The sequence below is a fragment of the Flavobacterium movens genome (assembly GCF_039581425.1).
Lineage (GTDB): Bacteria > Bacteroidota > Bacteroidia > Flavobacteriales > Flavobacteriaceae > Flavobacterium > Flavobacterium luteolum.
Genome location: NZ_JBCPXY010000001.1, coordinates 114,549 through 138,035, shown reverse-complemented (window position 1 = coordinate 138,035; position 23,487 = coordinate 114,549). Strand labels below are relative to the sequence as shown.

The window sequence follows — 23,487 nt, the reverse complement described above, 5'->3', positions numbered from 1 at the left end:
TCCTTTTTAACATTATGAACTTTATAACTTTCTGCTTTTTATATTTATACGATTACTTTACCGCCAACTAAATGCTTAACTTGTGAGAAAGGCTCGGCAACAAAGTGATCTCTATTTTTGATTTTTTCTGGGAAACGAACGTGATACTCAAATTCATCTCTAAAGTGACGAATTGCTGCAGCTACTGGCCAAGAAGCAGCGTCACCAAGCGGACAGATTGTGTTTCCTTCAATTTTACTTTGAATGCTCCACAATAATTCGATATCTTCTTCACGGCCTTGACCGTTTTCGATTCTCCATAAGATTTTTTCTAACCATCCTGTTCCTTCACGGCAAGGTGTACATTGTCCGCAAGATTCGTGGTGATAGAAACGAGCAAAGTTCCAAGTGTTTCTAACCACACAAGCAGTGTCGTTATAAACAATAAATCCTCCAGAACCTAACATTGATCCAGTAGCAAAACCACCATCACTTAAAGATTCGTAAGTCATTAAACGATCTTCGCCATTTGCTGTTTTGAAAATCAAGTCAGCAGGTAGGATTGGCACAGAAGAACCTCCTGGGACAAATGCTTTTAATGGACGATCAGAAGACATTCCTCCTAAATATTCGTCAGAATTCATGAATTCGTCAACACTTAAGCCTAATTCAATTTCGTAAACCCCAGGATTTTTGATGTGTCCTGAAGCAGAAATTAATTTAGTTCCAGTAGAACGTCCAATTCCAATTTTTGCATAATCATCACCAGAATTGTTTACAATCCACGGCACAGTCGCAATTGTTTCAACATTATTTACCACAGTTGGATTTGCCCAAAGACCAGAAACCGCTGGGAAAGGTGGTTTAATACGAGGATTTCCTCTTTTACCTTCCAATGACTCGATTAATGCTGTTTCTTCTCCACAGATATAAGCTCCAGCTCCACAGTGAACGTGAAGTTCAAGATCAAAGCCTGTACCTAATATATTTTTTCCTAACCATCCAGCAGCTTTTGCTTCGGCGATTGCTCTTTCTAAAATTTTGAAAACCCACATATATTCTCCACGAATGTAGATATAAGACAGGTTAGCGCCCAAAGCGTAGCTTGAAGTAATCATTCCTTCAATCAATAAGTGAGGAATATACTCCATCAAGAATCGATCTTTGAATGTTCCAGGCTCAGATTCGTCGGCATTACAAACTAAGTGTCTTGGTCTTCCTGATTTTTTGTCAATAAAGCTCCATTTCATTCCTGCAGGGAAACCTGCACCACCACGACCACGTAATCCTGATTTTTTTACTTCTTCAGTAACTTCGTCTGGAGTAAGTGTTTTTAAAGCTTTTTCTACAGAAGCATAACCACCATTTTGGCGATATACTTCGTAGGTTTTAATTCCAGGAATATTGATTTTATCTAATAATATTTTTTGTGACATCTTATTTATCGTGTAATATTATTTTATCATCTCTACAATCAGCAATGATCTGATCGATTTTTTCTTCTGTCAGTTTTTCTTTGTAGAAATCTCCCAACTGCATCATCGGAGCGTATCCGCAAGCGCCTAAACATTCTACACCAGCAATGGTAAACATTCCGTCTGGAGTTGTTTCTCCCATTTTAATGCCTAGTTTTTCAGAAGTATAATCCATTAAATCTTCGGCACCTCTTAAGCAGCAACAAGAAGTCTGGCAGAATTCAAACATGTACTTTCCAATCGGCTTTTGGTTGAACATCGTATAGAAAGTAACCACTTCATAAACCTCAATTGGTTTGATCTGAAGAATTTCGGCAACTTTATCTTGCAATTCAATACTAAGCCAGTTGTTGTGTGCATCCTGAACTTCATGCAAAACAGGCAATAAAGCCGATTTTTGTTTGCCTTCAGGATAATGACTGATTAATTCATTGATGCGATTCATCAATGCCTCAGTCATATTTATTTCTTGTTTGTAATGTTTTCTTTCCATTTTATTCTTGTTTTGCCACAAGGGCACAAAGGCACAATTTTTTTAATCTAAATTGTTTAGGCGTCTAATTCTCCTGCAATTACGTTCAAACTTGAAAGAATGATAATTGCATCAGAAAGCATAGCGCCTTTAATCATTTCTGGGAATGCTTGATAATAAATAAAGCATGGTCTTCTGAAATGTAATCTATATGGAGTTCTACTTCCGTCAGTCACTAAATAAAAACCGATTTCTCCGTTTCCTCCTTCGACAGGGTGATATATCTCTGCAACTGGTACAGGAACTTCTCCCATTACAATCTTAAAGTGATAGATTAAAGATTCCATAGAAGTGTAAACATCTTCTTTTGGAGGAAGGTAGTAATCTGGAACTTCAGCGTGATATTCGTTTCCTGGAGGCATTTTTTCTAATGCCTGACGAATAATGCTTAAACTTTCCCAAACTTCGGCATTACGAACACAGAAACGATCGTAAGTATCTCCTGATTTTCCAACAGGAACAATAAAATCGAAATCTTCGTAAGAGGAGTATGGTTGTGCTACACGTACATCGTAATCAACTCCGGCAGCACGTAAGTTTGGACCTGTAAATCCGTAAGCCATTGCTTTTTCGGCAGTGATACCACCAACGTTTACAGTTCTATCAAGGAAAATTCTATTTCTTTCGAATAAGTTTTGGAATTCCTGCCAAACTGGAGGAAATTCCTCTAGGAATTTATCTAGTTTTTTGAAAACTTCTGGAGACCAGTCTCTTTCAAAACCACCAATTCTTCCCATATTTGTAGTCAAACGAGCTCCACAAATTTCTTCATAGATTTCGTAGATTTTTTCTCTAAATTGAAATACGTATAAGAAACCAGTATACGCACCAGTATCTACACCTAAAATTCCGTTACAGATAATGTGGTCTGTAATACGAGCCAATTCCATCACGATAACTCTTAAATATTGAGCTCTTTTTGGAACTTCAATACCCAATAGTTTTTCTACTGTCATCCACCATCCCATATTGTTAATAGGAGAGGAGCAATAGTTCATACGGTCTGTAAGAGGTGTAATTTGATAAAAAGGACGATTTTCGGCAATTTTTTCGAATGCTCTATGGATGTAACCAATAGTTGGCTCAGCCTCAAGAATTTTTTCACCATCCATCAATAAGATATTTTGGAAAATACCGTGTGTTGCAGGGTGAGTCGGACCTAAATTCAGTACAGAAAGTTCGCTTCCGTCGTCGTTTAGTCTCTCCTTAATTATTTTAGCATAGCGATGCTCTGGTGGTAATAATAGTTCTGACATTTTATAATGTTGAATTATTTTTTAGCAATTTGTTGTTGTTCTTCCAAAGAACCTGTCATCCTTATCAGTTCTTCCGCTATCTTCCAATGGGAATTCTTTTCTCATTGGGTGAGATTGCATTTCGTCCATATTTAAAATACGTTTCAATTGAGGATGTCCTATAAAGTTAACTCCAAAGAAATCGTAAGTTTCTCTTTCCATCCAATTGGAAGACAAGAAAATATTTGAAACCGATTTAATTTCTGGTTTTTCTCCGTTTAAGAAAACTTTGATTTTTAATCTTTTGTTTTCGTACCAATTATGCAAATGATACACAATTGCAAACTGACGTTCTGTTTCGTTATCTGGATAGTGAATGCCGCACAAATCTGTTAAGAAATGAAAACGTAATTCTGGATCGTTTTTAAGGAATAGAATCAGCGGTGTAATTTTATCAGCCGAAGCTTCCAAAGAAAAAATATCTCTTTCTTGCTGAAAGTTAAAAACATCGTTGTTAAATGTTTCTACAAGTTTGTCTTGAATCAGGGTATTTTCTAAGGCCATCTTATGAGATATTATATGAAGCTAATAATTCTTGGTATTCTGGTGAGCTTCTGCGTCTCACAGATTCGCTTTTCACCAATTCCTGAAGTCTCATAACTCCATCAACAATTTGTTCTGGTCTTGGTGGGCATCCTGGTACATAAACATCAACAGGAATTACTTTGTCAATTCCTTGAAGAACTGAATAGGTGTCAAATACTCCTCCTGACGAAGCACATGCTCCAACAGCAATTACCCAGCGAGGCTCGGCCATTTGTTCGTACACTTGTCTTAAGATTGGAGCCATTTTTTTAGAAATAGTTCCCATTACAAGCAACATGTCTGCTTGACGAGGAGAGAAACTCACACGCTCAGAACCAAATCGAGCTAAATCGTAGTGAGATGCCATTGTTGCCATGAATTCGATACCACAGCATGAAGTCGCGAAAGGAAGTGGCCATAATGAGTTGGCTCTTGCTAAACCAACAACATCACTAAGTTTTGTAGCGAAGAAACCTTCACCAGTAACTCCTTCTGGCGGTGCAACCATATTTACTTTTGAATCGCTCATTTTATTTTAGATTTCTGATTTTAGATTTTAGATTCATTGAAATCGTAAAAAGTAAAATCAATTTTTTAAATCAATTTTTTATTTGAGGATTAAATTTTAAATCTTAATTCTAAATCGGTTAATCTAAAATCAGAAATCTAAAATCTAAAATCTCTAAATTATTCCCACTCTAATGCTTTCTTTTTGATGATATAAAAGAAACCAACCAAAAGCAAAGACATGAAAACTAACATTTTTAACATTCCTTCAATTCCTAAATCTTTGAAGTTTACTGCCCATGGATAAAGGAAGATAACCTCTACGTCGAACAATACAAACAAAATGGCAACTAAGAAGTATTTTACAGAAAAAGGAATACGGGCGTTACCAACAGATTCGATACCGCATTCGAAGTTTTGATCTTTAACTTCAGAGGATCTTTTTGGTCCTAATTTCCCAGAAATGATGATTGTTCCTACCACAAAACCAACAGCTAAAATAAACTGCATTAAAATAGGAATGTAACTGTATTGATCAGATTGCATAAACTTAGGTTTTATACTTAAAAAATGAGCCACAAAGATAACTTGGAAGTCTGTAAAACACAAGTTAAAAAAGGATTTAAGTAGGGAGAGAAACCGTGTTTGTGTCTAATTTTTATTCATTATAAATAACATTGCGTTATTTTAATATTTTTTTAAGAAAAGGTCAAAAAAAAACGTCCCGAATACTTCGGGACATCTTCTTAGACCATTCAGAGGCAAAAAAAATAAATTGCTATATTTTTCTTAGATTACTGCTACTTTAGCAGCAACTTTCCCTTTTCTTCCTTCTTCTTCTTCATAGCTTACACGGTCACCTTCGCGTAATTCTTCCGCGTTAATTCCTGAAGCGTGAACGAAGATGTCTTTTCCTGTTTCTTCGTCTGTAATGAATCCATAACCTTTAGATTCATTGAAAAATTTTACTGTACCTGTACGCATTGTAATTGTAATAATAATTTATAATAAAACAAATGTAATATATAAAATCATACAAAAGACAAATACGTGTTAATTTTTTGTAAAAATTATTGATTTACAGTCTTTTTACGTGCTTTATTGCATCAATTTGCTTATGGAATACCTTAATTTGCGAATCATTAATTGTAGGAATATGAAAATGTTTCAATTGTAAGAATATGATAATTCAAAAAAAATACCACTTAAGATTTTTCTTAACAATTCATTAAAATAGAAAAGCCGCTGAATTTTCAACGGCTTTTCTGTTTTTTTATGACTAATTTACTGCAATTATGCTATATCGACTTTAATTCGAAGTTCTTTTAATTGCGCATCATCAATTGCAGCTGGCGCATCGATCATAACATCGCGTCCTGAATTGTTTTTTGGGAAGGCGATAAAATCTCTAATCGTTTCCTGACCTCCCAAGATAGCGACTAATCTGTCAAGACCAAAAGCTAATCCTCCGTGTGGTGGTGCTCCAAATTGGAAAGCATCCATCAAGAAGCCGAATTGTGCTTTTGCTTCTTCTTCAGTAAATCCTAAATATTTGAACATTAATTGTTGCGTAGCTTTATCGTGAATACGAATTGAGCCACCGCCAATTTCGTTTCCGTTTAAAACCATATCGTATGCATTTGCGCGAACTTTTCCTGGTTCTGTTTCCAATAAAGCCATGTCTTCTGGTTTTGGAGAAGTAAAAGGATGGTGCATTGCATGATAACGTCCGCTTTCTTCGTCAAGTTCCAATAATGGGAAATCTACAACCCATAATGGGGCAAATTCTTCAGGATTACGTAATCCTAAACGATTTGCCAATTCCATACGAAGTGCAGACAATTGCGCACGAGTTTTATTAGCAGGACCAGAAAGTACAAAAATCATATCTCCAGGATTTGCTTCTGTTGCTTTTGCCCAGTTTGCTAAATCATCATTATCGTAGAATTTATCTACAGATGATTTGTATGTTCCGTCTTCGTTACATTTTACGTAAACCATTCCAGATGCGCCAACTTGCGGACGTTTTACCCAGTCAATTAATCCGTCGATTTCTTTACGAGTGTAATTTCCTGCGCCAGGAACTGCGATTCCGACAACTAACTCTGCAGCATTAAATACAGGGAATTCTTTGTGTTGTGCAAATTCATTTAACTCACCAAATTTCATCCCAAAACGAATATCTGGTTTGTCATTTCCATATGTTTTCATAGCATAATCGTAAGTAATTCTTGGGAATTTCTCTACTTCAATGCCTTTAATTTCTTTTAATAAATGTCTTGTCAAACCTTCAAAAACATTCAAAATATCTTCTTGTTCAACAAATGCCATTTCGCAGTCAATCTGAGTAAATTCAGGCTGACGGTCTGCACGCAAATCTTCGTCACGGAAACATTTCACGATTTGGAAATATTTATCCATTCCGCCCACCATCAATAATTGTTTGAAAGTTTGTGGAGATTGTGGCAATGCATAAAACTGCCCTTCGTTCATACGGCTTGGTACAACGAAATCTCTTGCTCCTTCTGGAGTTGACTTGATTAAGTAAGGCGTTTCAACTTCGCAGAAATCTAAATCAGATAGATATTTACGAACTTCCATTGCTACTTTATGACGGAATAATAAACTATTTTTTACAGGGTTTCTTCTGATATCCAAATAACGATATTTCATTCTAATGTCTTCTCCACCGTCAGTTTCATCTTCAATTGTAAATGGAGGAGTTAATGCAGAATTTAAAATCGTTAATTCAGAAACTAAAATTTCGATTTCACCAGTTGGAATGTTTTTGTTTTTGGCTTCACGCTCAATAACAGTTCCTTTAACCTGAATTACAAATTCGCGTCCAAGAGTTTTGGCCAATTCAAAAACGGTTTTATCAGTACGACTTTCGTCGAAAATAAGTTGTGTAATTCCATAACGGTCGCGTAAATCGACCCAATTCATAAATCCTTTATCACGTGATTTTTGAACCCAGCCCGCAAGTGTAACTTCGGTATTAATATTTGAAGCGTTTAATTCGCCACAATTATGACTTCTATACATAATCAAAATTTTAGATTGCAAAAGTAAATACAAAATTCAAGATAATATAGTAAAGTGATAAGTTGATTCAGAATAATTTCAAATAAATTGTTAATTGTGAAAATCAGAAGCTTAAATTTCTTTAGTTTTGATTCTCTAAAAAACTAATCATAATACCTATGAAAAAACTTTTTGTTGCAGGTTTAGTGCTTTTTAATGCTTTAAATGTCATTGGTCAAAGCAAAAATTCAGTAAAGTTTACAGCTAAAATCGCCAATAGAAATAGCGATACTTTGGTTATTAAAGGAAGAGATAATTTCAGGCAAGTAATTCCAATTGATAAAAAAGAAATTTTTGCTGCAACTTTTGATGCGCCTCAGGGATTTTATGTGTTTTCTGACGGGACAGAGTCTTCTAATCTATATTTAAAACCAAATTCTGAAGTTAATCTAACATTGGATGCAAAAGAATTTGATGAAACTATTGTATACAAAGGAAAAGGTGTTGATGAAAGTAATTTTATGGCGCAACAATCTTTAAGAAATGAAAAACTTGAAGAAGCTTTTTCTAAAGAACCAGCGGAGTTCGCTAAAATATTGGAAGCTAAAGAAAAAGCAGACAATGAAAGTTTGAGTAAAGGAACTTTTGATCCGCAATTTGTAACCGCAATGCAAAGTAATTTTAAAAATTTTCATGAATTTTCGCTTAGAGATTATGAAAGCGCCTATAAGGCAAGTAAAATGGTTGGGAAAGCTTCTCCAGATTTTGACTATGAGAATTTTAAAGGAGGAAAAACAAAACTGGTAGATTTAAAAGGGAAATATGTTTATATTGATCTTTGGGCAACATGGTGCGCACCTTGTAGAGCTGAGATTCCTTATCTGCAAAAGATCGAAGAAAAATATCACGGAAAAAATATTGAATTTGTGAGTATTTCTATTGATAGAGCAAAAGACAATGAAAAATGGAAAAAGTTTGTAACGGATAAAAAATTAGGAGGTGTTCAATTATTTGCAGATAAAGACTGGGAATCTGAGTTTGTTGTTAACTATGGTGTAACAGGAATTCCGAGATTTATCCTTCTAGACCCAAAGGGTAATATTGTAAAATCGGATGCACCTAGACCTTCTGATCCTGAGTTGGATAAACAGTTAAGCGCATTATTGAACTAATTTCTTTACGAAATTTACATCGTTATCGTAAAATTCTAATTTTTCAAAAATACCAGTAAAACCAGTGCTTGAGCGCTGGTTTTTTTGTTTTATCTACTTTTCTAATGTTAAGTTTTCACTCAATGTTACCAAATTGTTAAGCAAAAGTTTTTTTAATGTAAACTATTAGCTATATTTGATAAAGATTTCTTAACATTAAATACCTAAAGATATGAAAAAGAGTGTAATTTTAGCTGCAATATTGTTCTCCGGAATTGTAGTTGCACAAGAAGGAAAGCCTGAATTAGAAGCTGCTGGAAACAAGGTAAAAGCAACCTATTACTATGAAAATGGTAAAGTGCAGCAAGAAGGCTTTTTTAAAGACGGTAAATTAGACGGTGTTTGGGTATCTTATGACGAAAAAGGAAATAAAAAAGCCGTTGGAGAATACGCAGACGGAGTTAAAACTGGAAATTGGATTTTCTTTAATGAAAACAGTTTAAGCGAAGTTGCTTATGTAGATAACAAAGTAAGCTCGGTTAAAAATTTACAGAAAAACGCTTTAGCAAACAGAAATTAATTATAATTTCAAAACTAACTATAAAAAAACCGTTCCGATACTTCGGGACGGTTTTTTTATGCTTTTGCTTTTTTTGATTTTCGGTTTCTTCCAAACCAAATTATAAATCCGCTTACAGGAAGTGCGGCGGCAATTAGACTTACTATAAAAGCTATAATTTTCCCTGGAAGGTCTAAAACTTGTCCTGTATGTATTCCGTAATTCATTTCGACAACTTGCAGTCCTAGGCTTTTTTTATCAAAAGGCTGGCTCTGGAGTAATTTTCCGCTTGACGGATGAAAATAATAATTACTTTGCTGATCGTACCGCAATGCATGCGGATAAGCTCCCGCACTAACAATAGTGCCTTTTTGCTGCGGAATCATTACAAAGAACATTTCTGCTTTTGGCTGTAATTTAAGAGTTTGAGCAAACGCTTTGTCAATTGCTGAAATCGAATTTATTTTGAATGCGGTGGTATCAATCACAGGTGTTTTTGTCTCGGCTGCTTTGTCTCCGCCCAAATTGAAAGATTTATAGATTCCGTCACCAACCCATTCATATGTAAAAGTAAGTCCGGTTATGGCTAGAATTAAAGCTATTATAGAAATGTAAAAACCGGTTGTGTTATGCCAGTCGTAATTGACACGGCGCCATTTCGCATTCCATTTAATGGTGAAACTCCTTTTGATATCGCTTTTTCGTTTTGGCCACCATTGTATAATTCCAGAAATCAGTAAAAGAATAAAAATTATGGTTGCTCCGCCAATAATGTGTTTTCCGATATAATCGGGCAGAAGAAGATATAAATGGATATATTCAACAATAATGAAAAAATCAGTTTTTGGATTTTCTGATTTTAAATATTGGCCTGTGTATGGATTAAAATAGAGATATAAATTTTCGGTATCGGAATACGTATAAACAATTGCGGATCTATTTTTTCCATAATAAGCAACCATACTGGCCTTGTTTTCTGGAACAGCTTCTTTTGCTTTTTCCTGCAATTGAGATGGTAATAGAAAAGGTTTATTTTGAGGTTCTACAAAACGCCATTCTTTTCTTGTTATGTCTTTTATTTCATCATGAAAACAGAAAATACATCCCGTAATACAGACAATAAAAACAATAAGCCCAGAAATTAATCCGAGCCATTTATGCAGAAAACGTATTTTCGTTTTGAATCCCATTTTTATAGTGAAACTTAAAATTTGTAAGTTATACTTCCCATAAAAGTTCTTGGCGCTTGCACATTTACAGTGGTGTAACCATTAAAATAAAGTTCGTCTGTAAGGTTGTCTACTTTTAAAGAGAGTCTGTATTTTGGCTGATCATAATATAATGTAGCGTTTACGATAGAATATGATGGTAAGACAAAAGTTTCAACATCGGCAGGATTTCCTGAACGGGTTGGGTTTCTATTGTAAACAAAAGTTTCGCTACCGTAATTTCCTCCAATACCAAAACCTAATCCTCTTAATTTAGAAGTCTGAAGGCTGTAGCTAACCCAGTAGTTAATTAGATTTTCGGGACCAGCCGTTTCAGGTCTTAAACCATTGACATCTGCATTTGCATTGTTTAGCTTGCTATCGTTGTTAGCATATCCAAAAATAAAGTTTAAACCAGAAAATGGGTTTGCAGTAACTTCAACTTCAAAACCTTTGCTTGTCTGGTTTCCGTCTTGAACATTTGTGTTAACCACTTGTCCAGCACGAACAATATTTTTTACGTCAATATTGTAATAACTTAAATTGGCACTTAATTTATCTTGTATGATATTTAATTTCAAACCAGCTTCAAACTGATTTGCTTTTTCAGGATCAAATTGCTTTAATTCTGGATTTCCGTTTACGTTTGCAAATAAGTAGCCAATGTTTTTAAAGCTATTCTGGTAGTTTCCAAAAACAGAAACTTTATCTTTTATAATTTGGTAAACAAGTCCCAATTTTGGTGAAAAGGCATTTTGCGAAAACGCACCCGAATTAATATTGGTTGAAGGATCGTAAGTTCCGTTATTCTTATAATGATCGAAACGCAAAGCAGCCGATAGAATTAACTGGTCTGTAATATTGATAACATCTGCAGCATATAAGCTGTACGTTGTCAAAGAAGTAATGGTTCTGTATTGATAACCGTTTACAAATAATGGCTCAATATTGTTTGGGTTGAAATTGTAATAATTAGAATTTGCTGCAGAATAATCTACAATATCATAATCTGTTTTGAACGGATTATTTGGGTCTCCGCCAAGATATCCAAGACTGCTGTTGGTTTCAGATCTCAAAATATCGCCACCAAAAAGCAATTGATGTTTCATTCCAAAAAGCTCAGTTTGGCCATTAAAGTTTTGTTGAAATTCAACAATATTGTCTTTTCCAACCATATTCCAGGCATTTCTTGACATTTTGTTGTTTCCTAATAAATAAAACCAAGCTTGAGGTCCGTCTGATTGATTGGCGCTTGAACTGAAAATAGTTTGAGATTTCCAGTTTTCATTGATTTGATAATGCGCTTGCGCAAAAACATTCGCAGTTTTAGTATTCATCATGAATTCGCCACCAGTAAAAGATCTTTTCCAGTCTCTGGCAATGTCTTTGGCATTGTATAAATTGATGCTTTTTGGAGTTTGTCCGTACGGAATATAAGTAAATGCTGGTGACGATGAATTAACTGTTGACAATTCTGCATCAATAGAAATATTCAGTTTGTCATTTATTTTATATAAAAAAGAAGGAGCAAAAAAGTAGCTTCTGTTTTTTCCGTAGTCTTGAAAAGTATTTGCATCGTTGTAAGCTGCATTTATTCGTAGTAGCGCCGTTTTGTCATCATTTAATGGAGTATTAAAATCTGCCGATAATCGGTTTAGTCCATAACTTCCAGATTGATAGCTAATATCACCTCTAAAAGTTTCTGTAGGTTTTTTGGTAACTCGATTAATTAATCCACCATAAGAAGTTAAGATGCTTCCAAAAAGTGTTGCTGAAGGTCCTTTTATGCTTTCAATTCTTTCTAGATTGGCAGCATCAACACTGTTTGTGATTTTTCCGGCGATTCCGTCTCTTAGCAAACTTTGAGTTACAAATCCGCGCGACGCAAAATATGAACCTCCGTCGCCAACTTTTCCTGTTGCAGCCCAAAGCTGATATAATCCCGGTACATTTTTTAAAGCATCGTCTTGGTTAATCACCAATTGATCCCTCATTAAACTTTTTGGAACAACACTATAAACCTGTGAGTTTTCGAGATTTTTAATCTGCATTTTTGAGACAAAAGGACTCTCAGATTTGTTGTATTTATTGATGTTTCCTTTTATGAAAACCTCTTCAAGCTCTTCAGTATTAGTAGAGATAGTAAAGTTTTCTATAATTTCGGGTTCACTGCTAACAATAATTTTCTTTTCTTTTGAGGTATGGCCAAGTGCCGAAATGCGCAGCGTGTAGCTTCCTTCGCTAATATTTTTTATTTCGTATAAACCTTGACTATCTGTAAGAGCGCCAATTTTAGTTCCTCTTAATTGTACTGAAACATTTTCTAAAGGCTCATTATTTACAGATGTAATAGTTCCTTTAATAACTGTTTTTTGTTGCGCTAAAACCGATGTTTGTGCAAATAATATAAAGCAAAGACCAATTAATGCTATTGCAAATTTCCCTCTCATTTTATTTAGAATAAATATTGATTGGGCAAAAGTAAGACTTATAGTTTATATGACCAATTGCAATATGTATTACTAGAAAGAAATTTATAATAGCCAATAAAGTGCTTATGTGCTAATTTATTTTCTTAGGTTTTAAATGATAAGCGGTATATAATGAAATTGCTGCCAGGAAAATCCAGAAAACATCGATAAAGAAAATCTGAAATTTATTTTGCATAAACGAGTTCCAAAACCAATCTCCAGAAACGATTCCGTTGGTAACTGGAATTAAGAATCCTAAAATACTTCCCGAAATCAAAGAGAATTTGTTGGTAAACGAATCGTTCTTTTTAATGATAAAGAATATGGTAAGTACCAGCCATCCTCCAAAATAAAGCGCATACAAATTAGACTGACTTAAAGGGTAGAAAATTTTGCTTCCGATAAAAGCCATTGCTGTAATTGGATACATGCTTAAGCAAATCGCTAGATAAATGCGAACAACAGCATTATTGAAGCGTCTTTTCTTTTCTGGCATATTGTTTTTTTGTCGGGCAACAAGCCAAATCATAACTCCAGAAATAATGACAAAACAAGTTATAATTCCTAAAATGAAACTTACAATTTTCAATGCATATCCGCCATAATCGCCAAAATGTATTCGGTACAAAACATTTTTTACAATATCTAGATAACTGGTATGTAAAACAGGATCTTTTTTCGCAATTTCTTTTCCGTCAGCAATTCGGTAAACTATTTTTCCTATTCCAGTAAATTTTTTATGACTCAAAAGCTCACCTTCTACCAAAATATGCATATTGGCATCTCCATAATTTTGGATAAAAACACGAGTGATTTCAAAATCAGCCCAGTTTTTTTTGGTTTTAGCGACTAGTTCATTAATATTAAATGGATTTGCCAGTTTTTTATTTTCAAATTTATAATCTGGATCAGTATATTCTAGTTCCTTATATAATTTATCTTGATCTCCATTGTACAAAGCCATTACAGCTGGTGCTACAATTAAAAGCTTAATCATAAAAAATGCTCCTGTAACCGCATATACAAATTGGAAAGGCAAACCAATCATTCCTAAAGCAGTGTGTGCATCTGTCCAAAGCGTTTTTAATTTTTCTTTTGGACGGAACATGTAAAAGTTAGAAACGATTTTGTTCCAATGCAATAAAACTCCTGTCACGATTGCAAACAGAAAAAACAAAGCTGTAAATCCTGCCAAATAATATCCTGCAGGATAAGGAATCTGCGCCAAGAAATGTAAACGATATAAAAGCTCACCTAACGAATAGGATTCTTCATAAGTATAGGCTTTATAGTTTTTATTGTCTAAATAAAAAAACTCTCCCGCCTGTTGTTTTTTTGGAGCCAATGTGTCTTTGGTTCCTTCCATATAAACAGCAACTCGATTTTCTACTGAAGGTTTAGAAATGGTAATATTTCTTCCGTGCAAAACGTATTTTTTGTCCAAATACTGTAGTGCGTTATTATAATCTAATTGAATTTCTCTTGTGATTGCTGTAGATTCACTTCTTTCCCAATTGATGATTTCATCTCTAAAAAAAGAAAAAGACCCAGCAAAGAAAATTACAAAAAGAACTACACTGATAACGATGCCGCTGACAGTATGTGTATGAAAATAGATATTGTAATGACGGTTATTCATAAATATTATTGTGCCGTATGGTTATAGGTTTGACCCAAATAAATGAAAAGACAAAAAAGTAATGACAATAGAATATAAACTCCCCAAATTTTCCAGCCACTTTTGGCTAAGAAAGCAATAATCATTAAGGCTACCCATAGAATAAAACCAGTGAAAGCCATTGTGATTAATACATCTTTACGGCTAAACCAAGCGGCTAAAGCCAAATGAAAAGTAACAGAAACAAAGTATCCGCCTAAAATTGCAGCAGTAATTTTGGAAAAACGAGGCCAAAAAGAAGGATTTAGATATTTTGAATTTGCTGGCATGGTATAGTTAAAGTAGATTTTAGTTATAATAAAATTCAGTTACGGCAATAAAAATTAATAGAGCCAAAAGTAACTTACTGTTTATTTTTTTTAAAGGCGTAAGAATAATGATTAAGCTTCCAACGGTCATGAGCTGTATAAAAAACATCAAAGTTCCGCAACCCAATGATTGTGTAAAAAGCCACATTGCATAAGCAGTAAGCAAGAGCATTAATCCGATGATTTTAGTTTGCTTTGGATTTTTCTGCATCCATTTTTCAAAGCCTAAATCGTACGATAACACTGCTCTTTTCGAAGTATAATACAGTGTGTAAAAAGCTAAGAAAACGATAAGGCTGGCAATTGTAATCATAATCAATTAGAATTTAAAAAACACCTTCCGGTGAAGGAAGGTGTTTTTGTTATTTATTAGAATCTATATGAAAAGTTTGCAGATAAGCTTCTCATATTTTTTGGATGAATTGTTGACCAACCATCGTAAGTGTCAACATTAGCAATATTGTCTAATTTTAATGTCAATGTAAATTTCTCTGTTCCGTAGAAAATAGAAGAATTTAAAACAGTGTAAGATGGAATTGTAAACTGTCCAACAACATTCCTGTTCATGATTAAGTTCTTGTCAGCATAGTTTCCACCAAAGCCTAAACCAAATCCTTGTAAATCTCCTTCAGAGAATTTGTAACTTGCCCAAAAGTTTGCTGTATTTCTTGGCCCTGAACTCTCAGGTCTGTTTCCTACGAACGAAGGATCTCCAGCATTTAAGATAGCGTCTACATAGCTATAACCAGCAACAATGTTTAAACCAGTAACTGGATTTGCAACGATTTCTGCTTCAAAACCTTTGTTTCTTTGTTCTCCATTTTGGTAAGAAGTTTGAGTTGGTACTCCTTCAGGTGTAGAACCATAAACAGTATAAACCTGATCTGTTACTTTGATGTCATAATAGCTAAATGTTGCGTAAACTTTATCTTTAAGAACATTTAATTTAGTTCCAATTTCAAATTGGTTAGCGTGTTCTGGTTTGAAAGTTCTTGGAATACCTACGCCACCAAAACCAGTATCAGTTGTTGGAGCTGTATTCGTAAAACCATCCATATAGTTGGCAAAAATCGAAACTTTGTCAATAATTGGCTGATAAACTAGACCAAATTTTGGTGAAAAAGAAGTTTGATTAAAATCATCAGCATTTGTAGTAACGTCGCCAGCAGTCATAAAACGGTCTACACGTAAACTTGCCATTGCAGATAATGCAGGAGTAATATTGATTACATCTGAGGCATAAGCACTAATAACTTCTTGTTTTGTTTTGTTATTGTTTGCACTAGCCGCTGCTAAAAGTTTGTCAGAACCAGCTTTTGTTAGTACACCACTGTCACCATTTGTAATATATTTTGCAGGATCTGTTATATTAAATACGTATTGGTTTACAGTTGCTACATCTAAGTTTCCGATATAAACTCTTCCATTTGATACGTATCCAGAACCATTATCAACTTGACCTCTATTAAAGTAATCTAAACCAACAACAATTCTGTTTCTTAAGTTTCCGATTTTAAAATCGCCAATAAAGTTTTGTTGAATATCTGTTGTTAAAGTTGTTGTATCTTGGTAATTCATTGAACGTCCCAAAACAATCCCTTGATTTACCTCTGCAGGTGCATATTGTGTTCCTTCATACAAATAAGTATAATAGCCTTCAGATTTAGATGACCCTCTAGATAAAACTGTTTGAGAAGTCCATTGGTCAGAGATTTTGTAATTCATTTGCCCTTGAAGAGAGTATGAAGGAGTTTCAATTGCAAGTTCGTTACTTGTATAAGAACGTTTGTTATCATAACCCAATTCATCCATATTATGAACTCTTAGTGGGGCACCTCTGTCTAAAAACAACATAGTAGGATTGGTCTGTTTGTTGTTCATGAATTCAGTATTAATAAAGAACGAAAGTCTGTCGCTCACTTGGTAAGATAAAGATGGAGCAAAGAAAAATGATTTTCTGAAACCAGCATCTTGAAAGCTGTTTTCTGTATGGTAAGCAGTATTAACTCTAAAATTAATTTTGTGCTCTTCGTCTACAGGAGTGTTAATGTCTGCGGTTACACGGTTTAACCCGTAGCTTCCTGCTGTATAGCTCACCTCTCCGCCAAAGTGGTCGTAAGGCTTTTTAGTAGTTAAGTTGATTAAACCTCCGTAAGAAATTAAACTACTTCCAAATAAGGTTCCAGAAGGTCCTTTAATAACTTCAATTTTGTCAATATTTGCAGGATCGATACTTCCGTTATTCAAAGCTGGTAATCCATTTGTCATTGTTGGTTGCACGGCAAATCCTCTTAGGGAGAAATATCCTGCACCGTCGCCGCCACGTCCAGTAGAAGCCCAAAGAGGAGATAATCCAGGTGCATTTTTAAGTGCATCATCAATATTCGTCACTACTTGCTCTTTTAAAAGCTCACCAGTAATTGTAGTATAAACTTGTGGGTTTTCAAGATTTTTAAGCGGTAATCTTGATACTTGTTGATTTTCTTTACGAGCTAACGGGTTTTTTCTGCCGTTTCCGTTAATTACAATTTCGCTTAACTGCTCAGAGTTTGAGGTAATACTGAAATTTTCAATTAATTCGTCTCCACTATTAAGCGTAATGCTTTTTTCTTTAGATGTAAATCCAACTGCCGAGACTCTAATGATATAAGTTCCAGGTTTAAGGTTCTTTATTTCGTAGTTACCTTTGTTGTCTGTGTTTGTTCCAATTTTTGTTCCTTTTAAAGCAACAGATATATTATCTGCAGTTCCGCTATCTGAACTAATCTGACCTTTTATTGTCGCTTTCTCCTGTGCCCAAACAGATGTTCCTGTAAGAAGAACAAAGCATAAAGTTAAGAGCGAAATCGTAAATTTTAATTTCATTTTTATTTAGAATTAATTTTGATAACGCAAATTTAATTGCTGATTCGCAACTAAGCAAATTGTTTTTATTTATTCTAAATAAAATATTTTTTAAGGGTTAAAATTTTCATTAATTCAAAAAATTAACATCTTAAGCTAATCTTAAGCTAATATTAAGCAAAAAAAAGCCTGTTCTATTGAAAGAACAGGCTTTTTATATTGTAGAAAATTCTTAAAATTATAACTCTAAAGCGCGTTTAGCGTCGCCATTCATCAATAATTCTACTGGATTTTCTAAAGCTTCTTTAACAGCAACTAAGAAACCAACTGACTCACGTCCGTCGATGATTCTGTGGTCATAAGAAAGAGCAACATACATCATTGGGTGAATTTCAACTTTCCCGTTTACAGCGATTGGACGCTCGATGATGTTGTGCATTCCTAAAATTCCTGATTGAGGAGGGTTGATGATTGGAGTAGATAACATACTTCCGAAAACACCACCATTTGTGATTGTGAAAGTTCCTCCAGTCATATCGTCAACTGTAATTTGACCATCACGAGCTCTTAAAGCTAATCTTTTGATTTCAGCTTCAATTCCACGGAAAGTTAATAATTCAGCATTACGAACAACAGGAACCATTAAACCTTTTGGTCCAGAAACTGCGATTGAGATGTCAGCAAAATCATAAGCGATTTTGTAGTCACCATCCATCATTGAGTTAACATCTGGATATAATTGTAAAGCTCTTGTAACTGCTTTTGTAAAGAATGACATGAAACCTAAACCTAAACCACCATGTTTAGCTTTGAAAGCATCTTTGTATTCATTACGAATTTGGTTGATTGGCGTCATGTTTACTTCGTTGAAAGTAGTAAGCATAGCTGTTTCGTTTTTAGCCGAAACTAATCTTTCTGCTACTTTACGACGCAACATTGATAATTTTGTACGCTCAGTTCCACGGCTTCCTCCAGTTGGAGTTCCCATAGAAGGCACAGCATTTACAGCATCATCTTTAGTAATTCTTCCTCCTTTACCAGTTCCTGAAACTGTTGCTGGAGCAATATTTTTTTCATCTAATATTTTTCTTGCTGCTGGAGATGGAGTTCCTGCTGCATAGCTTGTAGCAGCTGGAGCTTGAGCTGGAGCAGCTTTTGGTGCTTCTGCTTTTACTTCTGCCTTTGGAGCCTCAGCTTTCGGAGCTTCTGCTGCTGGAGCTGCAGACTCGCCTCCTGCTGGTTTTGCAGCATCTGTATCAATTAAACAAACTACAGCGCCTACTGCAACTGTATCACCTTCTTCAGCTTTTAGTGTAATCACACCGCTCATTTCAGCAGGCAATTCAAGAGTAGCTTTATCTGAATCAACTTCAGCAATAGCCTGATCTTTCTCTACATAATCTCCGTCTTTTACTAACCAAGTTGCAATTTCAACTTCTTTTATTGACTCCCCTGGTGATGGGACTTTCATTTCTAAAATCATCTTATTTCTTTGTTTAAAGTTTAGTTAGTTTCAAGTTTCAGTCCCGATAGCTATTGGGATTGAAACATGAAACATGAAACAATTTTTTTATTATCTAAATAAATTTTTATCGAATACCATTCTAATTGCATCTGCATGACGACGTTTTGCACGCGTGTAACTTCCAGATGCTGGCGCAGCGTATGCTTTTAATGAAGCCAATCTCCATTTTACAAGATCAAAGTTCATTAACATAAAGCTGTAAGCTCCCATGTTTTTAGGTTCTTCTTGTGCCCAAACATAATCGTCTGCATTTGGATATTTTGCAATGATTTCTTTAATCTGCTCAACTGGGAAAGGGAATAATTGTTCGATACGAACAACCGCAACGTCATTTCTTCCGTTATTTTCTCTTTCTGCAACAATATCATAATAGAATTTACCAGTAACAAAAACTAACGTTTTTACTTTCTTTTTATCTACTGTATTGTCATCAATTGTTTCTTGGAAACTTCCATTTGCTAACTCATCGACTGTAGATACACATCTTGGGTCACGCAATAAACTTTTTGGAGAGAAAACTACCAAAGGTTTACGGAAATTTGTTTTCATTTGTCTTCTTAACAAGTGGAAGAAGTTTGCTGGCGTTGTACAATCTGCAACATACATATTGTGTCTTGCGCAAAGTTGTAAATAACGTTCCATTCTTGCAGAAGAGTGTTCAGCACCTTGGCCTTCATATCCGTGAGGCAATAACATCACAATACCATTTTGGTTGTTCCATTTGTCTTCTCCACAAGAAATATATTGGTCAATCATAATTTGAGCTCCATTAGAGAAATCTCCAAATTGTGCTTCCCAAATCGTTAAGGCTTTTGGATTTGCTAATGCATATCCATAATCAAAACCTAAAACGCCATATTCAGATAAAAGAGAGTTGAATACTCCAAACTTTCCTTTTTTGTTTTCAATAGCATCTAAAAGAATTACTTCTTCTTCAGAATCTTCCACTTTAACTACAGCATGACGGTGAGAGAAAGTTCCACGCTCTACGTCTTGACCAGAAATACGAACATCAAATCCTTCTGTTAAAAGAGATCCGTAAGCAAGTGCTTCTGCAGTTCCCCAATCCAGAGTGTTGTTGTCGTATCCAGCTTTTCTATCGGTAACAATTTTAGTTATCTTATTGATAAACTTCTTGTCAGATGGTAAAGTTGAGATGGTGTTGATGATAGAATCTAATCCTTTTTTATCAAAAGTAGTATCTACTTTTTGAAGCATTTGTGTATCAGTTACCTGAACAAATCCTTCCCATTCATTTTTCATGAATGGAGTAATGATCGTCAAATCTTTTTTACGAGAAGCTTCTAAGTTTTCTTCTAATTGAGATTTGTATTCTTTTTCTAAAGCATTTACATAAGATGCATCGATTACGCCATCAGACAATAATTTCTCTGCATAGATGTCTCTTGGGTTTTTATGTTTTGCGATGATTTTGTATAATACAGGTTGTGTGAAACGAGGTTCATCACCTTCGTTGTGTCCATATTTTCTGTATCCCAATAAATCGATAAATACATCACGTCCAAATTGCATTCTGTAGTCTAATGCAAAAGATACAGCGTGTACAACAGCTTCTGCATCATCAGCATTTACGTGTAATACTGGAGAAAGCGTTACTTTGGCAACGTCTGTACAATATGTAGAAGAACGAGCATCTAAGTAATTCGTTGTAAAACCAACCTGATTGTTGATTACAATATGAATTGTACCGCCTGTTTTGTATCCGTCAAGTAAAGACATTTGAATGATTTCATACAAAATACCCTGACCCGCGATTGCAGCATCTCCGTGTACTGCAATTGGCAATACTTTAGAGAAATCGTCATTGTAATATTTATCTTGTTTTGCTCTCGTGATACCTTCAATTACAGCTCCAACAGTTTCTAAGTGAGAAGGGTTTGGTGCTAAATTGATGTTGATGCTTTTTCCAGATCTTGTTTTTTTGTCAGCAGTAAGACCTAGGTGGTATTTTACGTCACCGTCAAAATATTCTTGATCGTAATCTTTACCGTCAAACTCACCAAAAATATCCTGAGTAGATTTTCCGAAGATGTTTGCCAATACGTTCAAACGACCACGGTGTGCCATTCCCATTACGAATTGTTCAACACCTTTTTCAGCAGCTTGTTCGATCAAAGCATCAAGAGCAGGGATAATAGATTCCCCGCCTTCTAAAGAGAAACGTTTTTGTCCAACATATTTAGTATGAAGGAAGTTCTCAAAAGAAACGGCTTGATTTAATTTATTTAAGATTGTTTTCTTTTCTTCTGTAGAGAAAGTTGGCTGATTAACATTTACAGCTAATTTATCTTGAATCCATTTTACAACGCCAGGATTTCTGATATACATATACTCAATACCGATATGCTGGCAGTAAATTGCTTTTAAACGGTTTACAATATCCTGTAAAGAAGAAGGTGCCATTCCGATTGTCTGCGCAGCATCAAAAACAGTTGAAAGATCTGCTGTAGATAATCCGAAGTTCTCGATATCCAAAGTTGGAGATGAAGTTCTACGGTCACGAACAGGATTTGTTTTCGTGAATAAATGCCCGCGCGTACGGTATCCGTCAATTAATTTAAGAACGTTGAATTCTTTCTTTAGTTTTTCAGAAATCTGACTGTAATCTGTGTTATCGCTAGTCACGTACTCAACGATTGTTTGCACTGGATTTTCGTCATTATAAACAGTCTGTCCAAAGTCAAAACCTTGAAAGAAACTTCTCCAGCTAGGCTCAACGCTGTCTGGATTTACTAAATATTGATCGTATAATTGTGCAAAAAACTCTGTATGCGCTGCGTTTAAAAATGAAAACCTATCCATAATATGAGTGAATATACTTTTTTGTTATATAGAAAGGCAAAAGTACAACAATCGCATTTATTTAAATCTTTTTTTTACGTACTTTTACGTAAAAATTTGTTAAAATAAACGTTAACTATGAATAAAATTCAATTTTCAATCGATTGCAGATATTTTTTTGTGATTTTGGCCGTCTTATTTTCAAGTTACAGTATTGCTCAGCAAAAATATGTTATTGACAATAGCAATCATTTTTGGGAGAAAGTCCAATTTGGTGGAGGACTCGGATTGGGTTTTGGATCTGGTTACACCAATATTTCAGTTATGCCGAGTGCAATTTATAATGTCAACGAAATTGTTGCCGTTGGTGCTGGTCTTCAATTTGGCTATTTATATCAAAAAAATTATTACGAATCTTTCGTTTGGGGAGGAAGTCTTATTGGTTTAGTAAATCCAATTCCAGAAATCCAGTTATCAGCTGAATTAGAACAAGTAAGGGTCGATAGTCAATATGAAGGAGGATATGATATTTATGGTAATTATTATCGTCCATATTCAGATAGTTATTGGAATACCGCTTTATATTTAGGAGCAGGTTACAGAACAGGAAGTGTCACTATCGGTGCCCGTTACGACGTTTTGTATAACCCTAACAAAAGTCTTTACGGCTCTGGATTTATGCCTTTTGTGAGGGTATATTTTTAATCTAAGTTGCTAAGATTCTGAGACGCTAAGATTCTAAGGTTTTTTTAAATAGTTAAGAAATGAATTGTAAAATCCGTTACAACTCTGATGAAATTTTGAAAATATTCAAAGAACAGCATCGACTTTGTAGCCCTCTTGACATTGAAGTAGATGAATCTTTTGTTTTAACTACAAAAACAGTTATTCGAGATTGGAGAAGAGCACTGGATTTAGTGAAGTGGAATGAACTTGCAGTGTTTTTAAACAAAGAATTCAAAATTAATGAACCTTTAGAAAAATGGAATTCAATTTTAAATCCTGAAGATAAAAGAACATTAGGAGAATTATGTGATTTTATAGCTAAAGTTGCTGAAAAAGAGATTATAAATCCAATTAAGATTTTAGGCGATGAGTGTTTGTCTGCAGCAGTTTTTATTACTTTAAAAAATAACTTAAGAAATAAAGGTGTTGACGTTGGAGATTTAGGGCCTTCAACAAAAATCAAAGATTTTCTGGATGTATATGAAAATTTTTCTCCTCTTATTGAAGAAGTTACTTTAACAGGGGTTAGGGTTTTCGATAAATTAGAATATGAAAAACTAGAGCGTCAAAGACGATATAAATATTGGATAGGCAAAATATTACCAAGTTATATTTGCACAGAAGGAAGCGTTACAGCGGGAAAAGTTGAAACATTTCGAGATTTGATTCAAAAAATAATTGAAAATAAAAAATTAGGAGAGCAAATCTAAAAACCTTAGCGTCTAAGTGCCTCATAATCTTACTTAATAATAATTCCTAAGCCAAACTTTCATTTTTTAATAAATCTACATTTCTTAATCCTGTAAGAATTTCAATAGATATTAAAAAGGCAGAATTTGTAATTCTCAGCTTTATTCCAATTTTATAATTAATGAAAT

20 protein-coding genes are annotated in these 23,487 nt (G+C 34.5%); 4 read left to right on the top strand and 16 right to left on the bottom strand.

The features are described from left to right. Positions 1-44: 44 nt before the first annotated feature. The 8 genes from nuoF to aspS all read right to left on the bottom strand — a co-directional run bounded on the left by nuoF (position 45) and on the right by aspS (position 7,358). A complete protein-coding gene (nuoF, locus tag AAYQ05_RS00600) occupies positions 45-1,415 on the bottom strand; it encodes an NADH-quinone oxidoreductase subunit NuoF (protein WP_343540499.1) in 1,371 nt (456 codons plus the stop codon). Between the two features lies 1 nt (position 1,416). Continuing rightward, on the bottom strand, positions 1,417-1,947 hold the full coding sequence (locus AAYQ05_RS00595; protein WP_057115709.1) for a complex I 24 kDa subunit family protein: 531 nt from the start codon (positions 1,945-1,947) through the stop codon (positions 1,417-1,419). A 56-nt stretch (positions 1,948-2,003) separates the two neighbouring features. Beyond that, positions 2,004-3,242 carry an NADH-quinone oxidoreductase subunit D gene (locus tag AAYQ05_RS00590; protein WP_343540498.1) on the bottom strand — a complete coding sequence of 413 codons (1,239 nt, stop codon included), beginning with the start codon at positions 3,240-3,242 and terminating at the stop codon, positions 2,004-2,006. A 21-nt stretch (positions 3,243-3,263) separates the two neighbouring features. Further along, entirely contained in the window at positions 3,264-3,785 is a 522-nt protein-coding gene (locus AAYQ05_RS00585; RefSeq protein ID WP_177211328.1) for an NADH-quinone oxidoreductase subunit C, read from the bottom strand. Position 3,786: 1 nt separating this feature from the next. After that, positions 3,787-4,335, bottom strand: a complete 549-nt coding sequence (locus AAYQ05_RS00580; protein WP_129745954.1) for an NADH-quinone oxidoreductase subunit B — start codon at positions 4,333-4,335, stop codon at positions 3,787-3,789. 158 nt (positions 4,336-4,493) lie between these two features. Continuing rightward, positions 4,494-4,859 (bottom strand): NADH-quinone oxidoreductase subunit A, encoded by a 366-nt coding sequence (locus AAYQ05_RS00575; RefSeq protein ID WP_008466117.1) that lies wholly within the window; start codon positions 4,857-4,859, stop codon positions 4,494-4,496. 243 nt (positions 4,860-5,102) lie between these two features. Further along, positions 5,103-5,297: a cold-shock protein gene (locus AAYQ05_RS00570; protein ID WP_007137066.1), complete on the bottom strand. Its 195-nt coding sequence runs from the start codon at positions 5,295-5,297 to the stop codon at positions 5,103-5,105. 309 nt (positions 5,298-5,606) lie between these two features. After that, the gene (gene aspS / locus AAYQ05_RS00565) at positions 5,607-7,358 is read right to left on the bottom strand and encodes an aspartate--tRNA ligase (protein ID WP_343540495.1); all 1,752 of its coding nucleotides are present in this window, start codon (positions 7,356-7,358) and stop codon (positions 5,607-5,609) included. Between the two features lie 158 nt (positions 7,359-7,516). Here aspS and AAYQ05_RS00560 point away from each other — a divergent pair, with 158 nt between their 5' ends. After that, positions 7,517-8,509 carry a TlpA family protein disulfide reductase gene (locus AAYQ05_RS00560; RefSeq protein WP_343540494.1) on the top strand — a complete coding sequence of 331 codons (993 nt, stop codon included), beginning with the start codon at positions 7,517-7,519 and terminating at the stop codon, positions 8,507-8,509. Positions 8,510-8,720: 211 nt separating this feature from the next. Then, positions 8,721-9,068: a toxin-antitoxin system YwqK family antitoxin gene (locus AAYQ05_RS00555; RefSeq protein ID WP_281634514.1), complete on the top strand. Its 348-nt coding sequence runs from the start codon at positions 8,721-8,723 to the stop codon at positions 9,066-9,068. Between the two features lie 56 nt (positions 9,069-9,124). Here the strand turns inward: AAYQ05_RS00555 and AAYQ05_RS00550 are convergent, their stop codons facing one another. From AAYQ05_RS00550 to AAYQ05_RS00515, 8 genes are all read right to left on the bottom strand, one after another. Further along, positions 9,125-10,237: a PepSY-associated TM helix domain-containing protein gene (locus tag AAYQ05_RS00550; RefSeq protein ID WP_343540493.1), complete on the bottom strand. Its 1,113-nt coding sequence runs from the start codon at positions 10,235-10,237 to the stop codon at positions 9,125-9,127. 14 nt (positions 10,238-10,251) lie between these two features. Further along, positions 10,252-12,705 carry a TonB-dependent siderophore receptor gene (locus tag AAYQ05_RS00545; protein ID WP_343540492.1) on the bottom strand — a complete coding sequence of 818 codons (2,454 nt, stop codon included), beginning with the start codon at positions 12,703-12,705 and terminating at the stop codon, positions 10,252-10,254. Between the two features lie 112 nt (positions 12,706-12,817). Further along, the gene (locus AAYQ05_RS00540) at positions 12,818-14,365 is read right to left on the bottom strand and encodes a PepSY-associated TM helix domain-containing protein (protein ID WP_343540491.1); all 1,548 of its coding nucleotides are present in this window, start codon (positions 14,363-14,365) and stop codon (positions 12,818-12,820) included. Positions 14,366-14,370: 5 nt separating this feature from the next. Beyond that, positions 14,371-14,673: a hypothetical protein gene (locus tag AAYQ05_RS00535; protein ID WP_177211321.1), complete on the bottom strand. Its 303-nt coding sequence runs from the start codon at positions 14,671-14,673 to the stop codon at positions 14,371-14,373. Positions 14,674-14,692: 19 nt separating this feature from the next. Further along, on the bottom strand, positions 14,693-15,025 hold the full coding sequence (locus tag AAYQ05_RS00530) for a hypothetical protein (RefSeq protein WP_281634519.1): 333 nt from the start codon (positions 15,023-15,025) through the stop codon (positions 14,693-14,695). A gap of 56 nt (positions 15,026-15,081) precedes the next feature. Continuing rightward, a complete protein-coding gene (locus AAYQ05_RS00525) occupies positions 15,082-17,577 on the bottom strand; it encodes a TonB-dependent siderophore receptor (protein ID WP_343540490.1) in 2,496 nt (831 codons plus the stop codon). Positions 17,578-17,794: 217 nt separating this feature from the next. After that, positions 17,795-19,039, bottom strand: a complete 1,245-nt coding sequence (gene odhB / locus AAYQ05_RS00520; protein WP_281634521.1) for a 2-oxoglutarate dehydrogenase complex dihydrolipoyllysine-residue succinyltransferase — start codon at positions 19,037-19,039, stop codon at positions 17,795-17,797. A 90-nt stretch (positions 19,040-19,129) separates the two neighbouring features. Next, complete coding sequence (locus tag AAYQ05_RS00515) at positions 19,130-21,904, bottom strand: 2-oxoglutarate dehydrogenase E1 component (RefSeq protein WP_177211317.1); 2,775 nt, start codon at positions 21,902-21,904, stop codon at positions 19,130-19,132. Between the two features lie 117 nt (positions 21,905-22,021). Between AAYQ05_RS00515 and AAYQ05_RS00510 the strand changes: the two genes are divergently transcribed. Both AAYQ05_RS00510 and AAYQ05_RS00505 read left to right on the top strand, forming a co-directional pair. Next, positions 22,022-22,588, top strand: a complete 567-nt coding sequence (locus tag AAYQ05_RS00510) for a hypothetical protein (protein WP_343540489.1) — start codon at positions 22,022-22,024, stop codon at positions 22,586-22,588. A gap of 59 nt (positions 22,589-22,647) precedes the next feature. Then, the gene (locus AAYQ05_RS00505) at positions 22,648-23,319 is read left to right on the top strand and encodes a hypothetical protein (RefSeq protein ID WP_343540488.1); all 672 of its coding nucleotides are present in this window, start codon (positions 22,648-22,650) and stop codon (positions 23,317-23,319) included. Positions 23,320-23,487 lie beyond the last annotated feature (168 nt).